Here is a 10,206-nt window from a genome sequence, read left to right as displayed (position 1 = left end):
CTCGATTGGGGGTCTCTGTTTGATTGACGACTGATTTGGCGGAACGCCTGTCGGCTTCCGCCCTACGAAGGAGGCAGCATGCCGGATTATCGGCGGTATCGGGTTCCGGGCGGGACGTATTTTTTTACGGTGAATTTGCTGGAGCGGCGGCTGGACACGCTGGTTCGGTATATCTATGTGTTGCGCGATGCGGTGCGGGTTACCCAACGGGAACGACCGTTTCATATCGACGCTTGGGTGGTGTTGCCGGACCATATGCACGCCGTGTGGACCTTGCCGCCGGACGACGTTGATTTTTCCAATCGCTGGAAGACCATCAAAATCCGTTTCGTTCGGAAACTGCCCGCTACCGAGCGGCGTTCCAAGGTGCGTGCCGCCAAAGGCGAGCGAGGTGTGTGGCAGCGACGTTTTTGGGAGCACGCCATTCGCGATGATCGCGACTACGTCAATCACATCGATTATTGCCACTGGAATCCGATGAAACATGGTTTGGTGCGGCGCGTCGCCGATTGGCCTTACTCGTCATTTCATCGCTACGTCAGACGGGGTTTACTGCCGGATGATTGGGCGGGAGCCGAGTTCGATCGTTTCGCCGAATTTGGAGAACGCGATCCTGTGCACTAAACCCGATGACAGGTCGGATACCGCCGTGCATCGATCGCAACCGTTGGGCCGTATGGAATCGACTAATATTTTCCGTCGATCCCACGCACCGCGTTGGAACGCCGGGCTCATCATCACTACGAACCCGCGTTGGCCGGAAGCCGACAGGCGTTCCGCCATTTTGGGATCGGTTTGAGCGGGACTGCGTATGTACCCGTCCTGAACGTTTCCATCATGTGTGAAGGTAGGATGAAATATTACGCGCGGGTTAAATAACCACGGCCGTACGGCGGATCAATCTTGTGATGAGCCCGCGCAAGGCCGTAAGGCGGAACGCATCGCGGTTCCGCCATATTGGACTAACGGCATCGGCCCGAATGGTGGCTTCGATTGCGAATGACGGTTGAATTGTCCGGCTTTCGCTTTGATTTGGCGGAACGCCTGTCGGCTTCCGCCTTACGAAGGAGGGGGCATGCCGGATTATCGGCGGTATCGGGTGCCGGGCAGGACGTATTTGTTTACGGTAAATTTGCTGGAGCGGCGGCTGGACACGCTGGTCCGGTATATCGATGTGCTGCGCGATGCGGTGCGGGTTACCCAACGGGAACGACCGTTTTATATCGACGCCTGGGTGAAACGAACATGGGGGCCTTGAAAGCATGATCGCAAGACCTGACCATCCGCAATAACATCCGAATGTGACCGGGCCGCCCGCTCAAAATCATCGGCCCCGCGCATGACGCCCAGGGGCTGACCGGCATCCGCCAGGTCACTGACGGCCGCGTGGATAAAAGTCCTCAAACCGGCATCATTCTGTTCTGAGCATGCCCGCCGCTTTGCGCCAAGGCTTGCAGGTCTATCACCCTGTCCACCGAGGCTATCGTTTCCGGGCGGTGGGCGATGATGATGCGGGTTAACTTGAGTTGACCGATTGCCGCGTTGACCGATTTTTCCCTGGCCACGTCCAGATGGCTGGTGGCTTCGTCGAGGATCAAAATTTTCGGGCGTTTGTACAACGCGCGGGCCAGCAATACCCGTTGCTTCTGGCCGCCCGACAATACCGTGCCCATATCGCCGATCAAGGTGTTATAAGCCATCGGCATCGCGGCGATGTCGTGATGCACCGCCGCCAATTGCGCGCATGTTTCTATCCAGGCCTGATCGGGCGCGGCATCGAAAAAGCAGATGTTTTCGGCGATGGAGCCGGCGAACAACTGGTCTTCCTGCATCACCGCCGCCACCATGTCGCGGTAGGCGCGGGTGTCGATTTGGCTCAAGCGGGTGCCTGCAATCAGGATTTCGCCTTGCACCGGCTGCAACAGGCCGAGGATCAGCTTCGCCAACGTGGTTTTGCCATAACCTGACGGCCCGACGATGGCCACCGATTCGCCGGCGGCGATTTCCAGATTCAGGTTTTGCAGGACCGCCGGCTCGCCCGGCGCGTAACGGAACTCCAGATTCTCGATTTTAATCGCCGGTAGCCGGCCCTGTTCGGCGGGCATCGCCGCCAAGCGCTCGGCTTCGGTTTCGTGCAGCGCGATATCGGCGACGCGTTCGGTATGCAGCGCCAGCATTTTGAATTCGATGCCTTTCTCGATAAAGCCGCCGACCCGGTCGGTGAATTGGTCCTTGAACGACATGAACGCGAACAGCATCCCCACCGAAAAACCACCGTCCAGAATGAACAAGGCGCCCAGCCAGATCACCGCCACATTCTCAACGCCGAACAGCAAGCCGTTGCAGGTCCGATACAGCAAGCCCAGCTTTTGGACCCGGATGCCGGCGTTGAAGTGCTCGACCAACAGGTTTTGATATTGCACCCGGCGCTGCAGTTGACGATTGAATAATTTGACGCTTTGCATGCCGCGCACGGTTTCCAGCAAATTGCTCTGCTGTTTGGCGCCGCGCAAGATTTGCTCCTCGGTCGCCTCTTTCAGCGGCCGGAACAAGGCCAAGCGCAGTAGGCCGTAACCGACCGCCGCCGCCACCACGACCAAGGCCAACGGCCCGCTGTAAAACCACATCATCACCAGCGTCACCGCCGCCATGATGCCGTCGAGTATCGCCTCCAAAAAACTGCCGGTCAGCGTGCGTTGAATCACGTTCATCGACTCGAAGCGCGACACGATGTCGCCCAGATGGCGTTTCTCGAAATACGGCATCGGCAACCGCAGCAAATGGCCGAATAGATTGCTCAATAATTGCAAATTGGCCGAATTGCTCAAGATCAACACCAACCAGGATCGCAGCGCGGTGACCGCTACCCTAATTAACATCAACAGCGAAAAACCCAGGCCCAGTACCGTCAGCAAATGCCGATCGCCGGCCACTACCGCTTGATCGACCACCAGTTGCAGAAAAAAAGGCGCTACGATGGCAAACACTTCGATGGCCAAGGCCAAGGTCACGATTTGCCAGATAGCGCGAGCTGCACCGTCCAACTGGCCAATGAGGCGGGAAAGTTCGATTTGGCGGCGTTCCTGACGCGGCACGAATTCGCGGGTCGGTGCCAACTCCAGCGCGACCCCGGTAAAATGTTTGGAAACGTCGGCGTAACTCAAACGGCGCGCGCCCTGGGCCGGATCGAGAATATCCAGCCGGCCGCTATCGACCCGAGTCAGCACTACAAAATGATTGAAATCCCAATGCAGGACCGCCGGCAAGGTCAAACGGCTCAAGTCCGGTAAATCGATGCGTACCGGCCGGGAGGCCAGCTGCAGTTGGTCGGCGATGCCGATCAACTGGTTCAAGGTCACGCCTTTCAGCGACAGCGCGAAGCGGTGGCGCAGACTGGCCAGATCGACCCGATGGCCGTGGTGCGAAGCCACCATGGCCAGACAGGCCAGCCCGCATTCGGCGGCTTCGGTTTGCAGGATCAGCGGCGTGCGCTTGCCGCCTGAGAAATTCAACCCGATAGTCGCGCTCATTTAGACTCTCCCAGTTAGGCTGTACAGCGGATCGAACACCCAATCGATCAGGCGGCGGGTGTCCAGCCAGATATCGGCATCCAGGCGCATGCCGGATTGCAGCGGCATTTCTTGTTTGTACGCCGACACGGCTTGCCGATCCAGGGCCACCGTCACCCGGTAGGCCGGCTCTTGCAGTTCGACCGGCAAATCGGCATCCTTGGGACTAATCAAGGTCTTGGCGATTTCGACAATGCGGCCGCTGTAGCTGCCGAAGCGTTGGTAGGGGAAGGCCTGGTAGCGGATCAATACCGTCTGCTCGGTTTCGACGAAGCCGATCGCGCTGGACGGCACCATCAACTGCGCCCGCAACGCCGCGCCGGCCGGCAAGATCGACAACAGCGGATTGGCGGGGTTGGCGACTTGGCCGCGTTCGGCCAGAATCGCCGTCGCGGTGCCGTCCTGCGGCGCGCTGATCACGATGGTGCGGCGGGATTCGGATTCGGTGATTTTCTGGTTCAATTCGGAAATATTGCGTTCGATCGCGGCGCGCTGATTCTGAAACTTCAAGCGGCTGCCGGCAATGTCGGTCTGGGTGGCTTGCAAATCGCGCTGCGCCGCCAGCCGGTTGCGTTGCAGGGCTTGCAGTTTGCCCTGGTTGTCCAGCCATTCGTCCTGCTTTTGCTGAATTTGTACCGGCGACACGAAATGCTTGCCGGCCAATTGCCGAAACCGCTCCGCGCTGCTGGCCGAACCGTCGACGCGGGCTTGCTGGGTGGCGATCTCGCCGTCCAGTTGTTGCAGTTCGCGCCGCAAACCTTGCTCGCGATCCAGCAAGGCTTGATAGTCGATGCGCTCCAATTCGGCGTGCTGGTTTAATTCGGCGGTCAGGCTGTCGCGGCGCTGCCGCAGTTGTTCCAGCGCGGCGGCCTGAACTTGCGGGGTTTCCTTGGAGCCGCTCTCGGTGGACAGTACAAACAGGGTATCGCCGGCTTTCACGCTTTGGCCTTCGGCGACCTGCTTCTCGACGATGGTGCCGGACTGCGGCGCGTAAACCTTGATCAAACCCATGCTGGGTGCCAGATACCCGCTGACGTGCGCCTTGCGGGTATATTCGCCCCAGCAGGCGAAAGCAATCAAGGCCAGCGCCGCCGCCGACGCCAATGCGGTCAGAAAAGGCAGCGAAGGCGATGCGATCCCGATCGCCTCGCCGAGCGGCCGGTCGCGCCTGAACGCCAGGGCCTGACTTCGAAACAATCCGGTTTCATTCATATCGCCACCTTTTCCGCGCCTAGCCTGATCGGGACCATGGCACTCAGACGACATCCAGATCCGACGCCCGCCGCATGTCCTCGCTCGGGTTCAGGTCGTTGGTCACCACTTGCGGGCAGTGCAGACAGGCGTCCCGGCCCTCCTGCAACCACCAGCGGCAGCTCGAGCGTATCGAACAGGTCGGTAACTGCTCGACTACCACCGGGGTCCAGCGCACCACTTTCTCGACCAAACCGCATCTGGACTGTTCGGCGCGATAGTGGCCGCATCCGCTGCAAGCGCACGGCGCCGAAAAGCGAAACACTTCGCCGGGCGTCACCGGTCCCGCCATTTCCAGAATTTCGTCGGTGACCGGCAGCGCTTCCTTCAGATACGCCAATTCCGGCTGCTCGGCCGAACCGGTCATCACGCCGATGACCTGACTGCCCTCCCAATCCGGTTGGGCGCTGGGACACAACACAATGTTTTCCGAGGCCATGGCACGATCAACCCTAGAACAGGGCTGCTCCCTTTAGGTTCAAAGCGGGGTCGAATTGTTGGAACTGTTGGATTTGCTGAAGCAAACGACCGCCGTTGATGATGCCGTTGAATTTCAACAACGCCAGACCGCCGCTGACCTGATCCAATTGCTCCGGACTCAGTTCTTGACCGGCTAATTCCCTGACTTCCAGAGCCCGGTTTAGACCTTGCGATGCGAATTGAGCCAATTCGGATGTTGCGATACGCGATGCTTTTTTTGACATGACTATTTCCTCAATGAATGTGAATACGAATTAACCGATGGCATACTTGGTGGCGATGTTCTTGATGTTGATCGCGCCCGGATTAATCACCGGCCAGAATTTCTTCGGAAATTGGCTCAAATCGCCGTCGAACGACACCAGCCCGCCGGATACCGTCTCGATTTCTTGGGCACTCAGTGTTCTTAGCGTTTCTTGAAAGGGTTGTTTTGCGTTCATTGCGTTTCTCCTTCGTAAAATGGCGCTAGCGCCGAATCCGCGGCAATCCAGATTTACAACGAGCTTGCCGCGCCGCCCGCCGGATTTCAGCGGGTGGTTGTACTGTACGCAATCGAAGGCACCGGGGGCTGTGAGAAGCTTCACCGGGAATTCGTGACGCTTTTCACAGTGGAAAGCGATAAAATCACCCCGACCGAACCCACCGGAACCGCCTTGCGGCGAATGCTGACTTAGGAAACACCATGCAAAACGAAGTACTTGCCAACCTGGCGAAAATCCCGTTTTTGGCCGGCGCCGAGGAAGAGGCCTTGGCCGCGCTGGCCGCTAAAGTGAAAACCGTGAAATTCCCGAAACGGGCCATGATCATTTACGAGGGCGACGACACCAGTTCGCTGTACATCGTATTGTCGGGCGCTGTCCGAGTGTTTTCGACCGACGACAAGGACAAGGAAGTCACGCTGTTGATTCAGGAAGCCGGCAGCTATTTCGGCGAATTGGCGCTACTCAGCAACGAACCGCGCTCGGCGGCGGTCCAGGCCACCGAAAACACTGTGTGCGGCATCGTCTCGAAAGGTGATTTTATTCTGTGGCTAAAGGCCCATCCGGATGTCGCCATCATCTTACTGGGCGTTCTGGCCGAGAAAGTTCGGCACTTGACCGAAAAGGTGAAACAACTGGCGCTGTCCAACGTCTACGAGCGGACCATCAAAGTATTGCAGGACATGGCCGAAACCGACGGCACCATTCAAGTCATCGCCAACAAGCCCACTCAGCAAGAATTGGCGAACATGGTGGGTTCGTCCCGGGAGATGATCAATAAGATCATGAAGGAACTGACCAAGGGCGGCTACGTGGTCGTCGACGGCAAAGCGCTGAAAATCGTCAACAAACCGCCAGCGGCTTGGTAAACCGGAACGCTAATCCGACGTAGATTAGAGCCTCGCCCTGACCTGCTCGGCCAGCGCCAGCGCGGTGGTCCATTTACCGCCGAATACGCTGATGAGTTGGCCGGAGCGGTGCACCGCGTATTCGCGGGTGGCGCGGGACGGATCGGCGGCGCTGGAAATCAGCGGCCGTACCCCGGCGAAACTGCCGGCAATTATCGCTTCTTGATTTGGGAAGTAGCGCCCATAAGCCGCCAGTAAATAATCGCGTTCGGCATCGCTGCAAGCGATCGCGTCGTCCAAACCTTGGCGAACCTCGGTGGTGCCGAGCAAGGTTAGGCCCTTCCAAGGCAACACAAAAAAGATACGCCGCTCGCCGGGCACTTCCAGCAAATAGGCCTGCCGACAAGGCTGATCCAGCAACAGATGACTGCCTCTGACCAAATCCAGCCGGAACGGCGAATCGACGCCGCTGGATTCCAGCAGGCGACCGGCCCACGGCCCGGCGACATTCACCACCCTATCAAAATGCGCGACGCCGGCGGCGGTCTCGATATGGCCGGCTGTATCCAGTCGTAACACTTCGGCATCCTCGAAAATCGTGACGCCCTCGGATCGGGCCTGCTCGGCAACCCAAATGCCCAACGCGTAGTCGTCCATCCGGCCGTCCGAAAATTCGTAGCCGCCCAATAGGCCCTCGCTATCCAGGCCAGGGTCCTCCTCCAACATTTGCCCGGCATCCAGCCAGACCGCGCCGGGCAACAGACTATGGCCGGCCAAACGGTCGTAAATAAACAGTCCTGCCCCGATTACGAAGCGACCGCGACGGCCTTGCCGATACAGCGGCATCCGCAAGCGCAAGGCTTCGGTTAAATGCGGCGCGCGCCGCAACCAGGCGTCGCGCTCCCGCAGCGATTCGCGCACCAAGCGTAACTCACCGTTTTCCAGATAGCGCAATCCGCCATGCAGCAATTTAGACGAAGCGCAACTGGTGGCGCGCATCAGCTTGCTGCGCTCGTAAACGCTGACCCGATGGCCCAGCTTGGCCAATTGCCAGGCGCAACACAAACCGTTAATGCCGCCGCCAACGATACCGATATCCACAAAATGCTCCAATTCGATGATTAATCCCGGCAATACGTATGGTCTACCCAGGAAATGGCTAAATTTCGCAACCCAGACCCCGGCAATCCTAGCATTCCGTTGACAGGCCGACCGTATTTTAAGGAGTTTTGGTTAGATCCTTAATCGGCCGTTTTTAAAGCGGCTTGGTTAAGGTTTTATGACAAAGCTACGAACGAAGCGGAATCTCTAAACCTAAAAAGAGCATTTGGGCGATGAAAAATCCGGTTCGTCCTGAGTTCATCGAAGGGCGAGCGGGATTTTTCAATCACCCGGAGGGTGAGTGTGTTGCGAGCCGTCGGTGCTTCGACAAGACTCTCCTGAGCGCAGCCGAAGGGCTCGGCACGAACGGCCCGCAACACACGCCAACGGCTCTTTTTAGGCTAAAAGTTCAGCGGTAGCGCTCACCCCGCAAACAAAGGCTACCGTCGCCATAAGCTCGGTAAATCAGGCGGCCGGGATGCTCCGCGATCAGCACGACGTCACTTTGCACCGAGGAACCGGCGCGGCAAACGGCCTTGTTTGGGTATTGGCGGAATTACCGCCACGCTTCTAGCAAGGCTGGTTCAGCGCGCGGAGAGGTTTAACGCGCTTGCGCCAAGGCTTGAGCAATCTCGGCCGCGAAGCGACTCAAGCAGCGGCTTTGCGCGGCGACGATGCTGTCAGCGCCTGCGCCGGCCGGTTCCGCGCATTCGAAACGCCGCCCCTGCCAGGCTTGCTCGGCTTTCTTGAATTGCCACTGCACCGCCATCCGGCTGACGCCGGCTGCCGTCTGGTGTAATTCCAACAGATCGGCGCTGACTTGGTAATCGACGCTCTGTCGTTGCGGCCAGGGATAGCGTAACACCTGAGCCACGCCCAACCGATGCGCCAAGGACTGCATCAGCGCTCGGGTGATATTGTCATCCAAGCGCTCGGCCCAGCGCTGGTTGTCTTCGAGCTTGTATTCGTGAGGACCGACCTCGACCACTAGTTGCGGCCTATCCAGATAGGCCGGTAACCGTATCGGCCCCAAACCGATAACGCTTCCGGCCGGCAAGGGATTTTCCTCCCCCGCGCTCGACCCGGCATCCAGCAAATAAAACCTCGTTGGCTCGCCGGCGCATCCGTGTAGCGTCAACCCGGCGAATACCGAGAGAGCAAGCGTGGTTAGTAATTTCATCGTGGAAACCCAATGACTCGAATTTAAACCACGATTATCGCGTATATGTCCGGCGACCGATAGTATCCGAGCGGCAGAATGGCCTTCCGCCGCTCGGACCCTGCACGCGGTCTCCTCAGTTCACCGCGCAACGCGAGCGGGTACACAACGCGATCAGTTTACGCCCGTCCTTGGCGGTCACGCCGCCGTCGTAGTCCAGGTCCCTGGGGTCACCCGGCGCGACCGCGACATCTTTCGCTGCCAATAACCGATTCAGGTCGTCCTTATCGACATCGTCGTCGCCGTCCAGATCGCCGGCGCGCAACTCATCGTTATCCAATACGCCGTCGCTATCGCGGTCTATGCCGATGCGTTCGCCGGAACCGGGCGGCGCGCAAGTATAGGTGAGCTCGCCACCGGTTAAGCCCGCCGATGCGCGCAAGTCGCGATCGCTGATGTCGCCGATACCCTGGGCCGACGCTTTAAACTTTCCGCCTCCGAGATACCAAAATCCGCTATAACGATTTCTCGCGACCAAATCGCAATGCTCGGCGTCGGCCTGTGCCGTCAGCAGGTCGATTCTCGCGGCGACCGCGTCGGCGTTGGCGGCGTCCAACGTCACTTGCTGGCCAACCGCCGGAAACAGGTTGCTGTCGAACGCGAACAGAAATGCTTCCACGCTACGCCGCTCCGCGTTTCCATCCGCGCCGAAACCAAAACCGCCGGGATTGCCGATCGGCTCGCCGGCAAGATAACGTTCGATCGGCGTCCGAGTCTCGTTCGGATCGATTTGCGGCACGAAAAACGATTTGGAAAAGATTTGCGCGCTTAGGAAACGAAACATGGTATCGACGCTACCGTCCGGGCCGAAGCCGAAACCGCGAATCTGCGGCCCCATATTGCCCAGGTTGCCTTTCGGCAGAAAATAATTCGACTCGGTGGTCGTCGATTGCGACGCCAAGCCGAACATGCCGACCTTTTGGTACATATTGCGCAAATGCGGCACTTTAAAAATCTGCAACGCATGATCGAAGCTGTAGTGCCCGTCCGTGCCGAAAAAACCCGGCTTTTTGACTTCGGCAAACTCGGCGTTACCTTCCCGATCCAACACGTGGCAGCCTGCGCAGGAAAAGAAGCTGTCCGACGGCACGGTCTTAAAATAAAAGTCGTGGCCGGCCTGCTGCTGCGCGGTCAAACTGTTATCCAAATTGCGGATCGGATTGGGCGGATAGGTGATCTCAAGAGCGAAATCCGTGAATTTTTGCATCTGCGTATCGGTCAACATTTGATCGCGCCCGACCAAGCCCGGAAAGGCCACA

The 10,206-nt window shown here is 58.6% G+C and carries 11 protein-coding genes; 3 read left to right on the top strand and 8 right to left on the bottom strand.

Going from position 1 to position 10,206, the window contains the following annotated elements; all coding sequences use genetic code 11:
- Positions 1-78 precede the first annotated feature (78 nt).
- Entirely contained in the window at positions 79-624 is a 546-nt protein-coding gene (locus tag AC3B8H_RS14290) for an REP-associated tyrosine transposase (RefSeq protein ID WP_488442219.1), read from the top strand.
- Positions 625-1,075: 451 nt separating this feature from the next.
- A complete protein-coding gene (locus tag AC3B8H_RS14285) occupies positions 1,076-1,258 on the top strand; it encodes a transposase (protein WP_488442218.1) in 183 nt (60 codons plus the stop codon).
- Between the two features lie 142 nt (positions 1,259-1,400).
- On the opposite strand, the gene AC3B8H_RS14280 is transcribed toward AC3B8H_RS14285, so the two are convergent.
- Genes AC3B8H_RS14280 through AC3B8H_RS14260 form a run of 5 tightly spaced genes read right to left on the bottom strand, consistent with a single transcriptional unit; the run spans position 1,401 to position 5,740 of the window.
- Complete coding sequence (locus tag AC3B8H_RS14280) at positions 1,401-3,530, bottom strand: peptidase domain-containing ABC transporter (protein ID WP_488442217.1); 2,130 nt, start codon at positions 3,528-3,530, stop codon at positions 1,401-1,403.
- A complete protein-coding gene (locus AC3B8H_RS14275; RefSeq protein ID WP_488442216.1) occupies positions 3,531-4,781 on the bottom strand; it encodes an HlyD family secretion protein in 1,251 nt (416 codons plus the stop codon).
- A gap of 43 nt (positions 4,782-4,824) precedes the next feature.
- Positions 4,825-5,259 carry a nitrogen fixation protein gene (locus tag AC3B8H_RS14270; protein ID WP_488442215.1) on the bottom strand — a complete coding sequence of 145 codons (435 nt, stop codon included), beginning with the start codon at positions 5,257-5,259 and terminating at the stop codon, positions 4,825-4,827.
- Between the two features lie 13 nt (positions 5,260-5,272).
- Positions 5,273-5,524 (bottom strand): hypothetical protein, encoded by a 252-nt coding sequence (locus AC3B8H_RS14265; RefSeq protein ID WP_488442214.1) that lies wholly within the window; start codon positions 5,522-5,524, stop codon positions 5,273-5,275.
- A 30-nt stretch (positions 5,525-5,554) separates the two neighbouring features.
- Positions 5,555-5,740 carry a hypothetical protein gene (locus AC3B8H_RS14260; RefSeq protein WP_488442213.1) on the bottom strand — a complete coding sequence of 62 codons (186 nt, stop codon included), beginning with the start codon at positions 5,738-5,740 and terminating at the stop codon, positions 5,555-5,557.
- A gap of 242 nt (positions 5,741-5,982) precedes the next feature.
- On the opposite strand from AC3B8H_RS14260, the gene AC3B8H_RS14255 reads away from it, so the two are divergent.
- Positions 5,983-6,648 (top strand): Crp/Fnr family transcriptional regulator, encoded by a 666-nt coding sequence (locus tag AC3B8H_RS14255; protein ID WP_488442212.1) that lies wholly within the window; start codon positions 5,983-5,985, stop codon positions 6,646-6,648.
- A 24-nt stretch (positions 6,649-6,672) separates the two neighbouring features.
- On the opposite strand, the gene AC3B8H_RS14250 is transcribed toward AC3B8H_RS14255, so the two are convergent.
- The 3 genes from AC3B8H_RS14250 to AC3B8H_RS14240 form a co-directional block, all read right to left on the bottom strand.
- Positions 6,673-7,728 (bottom strand): glycerol-3-phosphate dehydrogenase/oxidase, encoded by a 1,056-nt coding sequence (locus tag AC3B8H_RS14250; RefSeq protein ID WP_488442211.1) that lies wholly within the window; start codon positions 7,726-7,728, stop codon positions 6,673-6,675.
- Positions 7,729-8,329: 601 nt separating this feature from the next.
- Positions 8,330-8,908, bottom strand: coding sequence for a PqiC family protein (locus AC3B8H_RS14245; protein ID WP_488442210.1), 579 nt, complete (start codon positions 8,906-8,908; stop codon positions 8,330-8,332).
- Between the two features lie 115 nt (positions 8,909-9,023).
- A partial coding sequence (locus AC3B8H_RS14240; RefSeq protein ID WP_488442209.1) for a hypothetical protein occupies positions 9,024-10,206 on the bottom strand: 1,183 nt, incomplete at its 5' end.

Source organism: Methylomonas sp. BG-2 (assembly GCF_057766305.1).
This window is presented reverse-complemented; position numbering and strand designations above follow the sequence as displayed.

Coding starts and splice junctions, on each gene's coding strand:
- AC3B8H_RS14290 (WP_488442219.1), top strand. CDS start 79: ATGCCGGATTATCGGCGGTATCGGGTTCCGGGCGGGACGTATTTTTTT.
- AC3B8H_RS14285 (WP_488442218.1), top strand. CDS start 1,076: ATGCCGGATTATCGGCGGTATCGGGTGCCGGGCAGGACGTATTTGTTT.
- AC3B8H_RS14280 (WP_488442217.1), bottom strand. CDS start 3,530: ATGAGCGCGACTATCGGGTTGAATTTCTCAGGCGGCAAGCGCACGCCG.
- AC3B8H_RS14275 (WP_488442216.1), bottom strand. CDS start 4,781: ATGAATGAAACCGGATTGTTTCGAAGTCAGGCCCTGGCGTTCAGGCGC.
- AC3B8H_RS14270 (WP_488442215.1), bottom strand. CDS start 5,259: ATGGCCTCGGAAAACATTGTGTTGTGTCCCAGCGCCCAACCGGATTGG.
- AC3B8H_RS14265 (WP_488442214.1), bottom strand. CDS start 5,524: ATGTCAAAAAAAGCATCGCGTATCGCAACATCCGAATTGGCTCAATTC.
- AC3B8H_RS14260 (WP_488442213.1), bottom strand. CDS start 5,740: ATGAACGCAAAACAACCCTTTCAAGAAACGCTAAGAACACTGAGTGCC.
- AC3B8H_RS14255 (WP_488442212.1), top strand. CDS start 5,983: ATGCAAAACGAAGTACTTGCCAACCTGGCGAAAATCCCGTTTTTGGCC.
- AC3B8H_RS14245 (WP_488442210.1), bottom strand. CDS start 8,908: ATGAAATTACTAACCACGCTTGCTCTCTCGGTATTCGCCGGGTTGACG.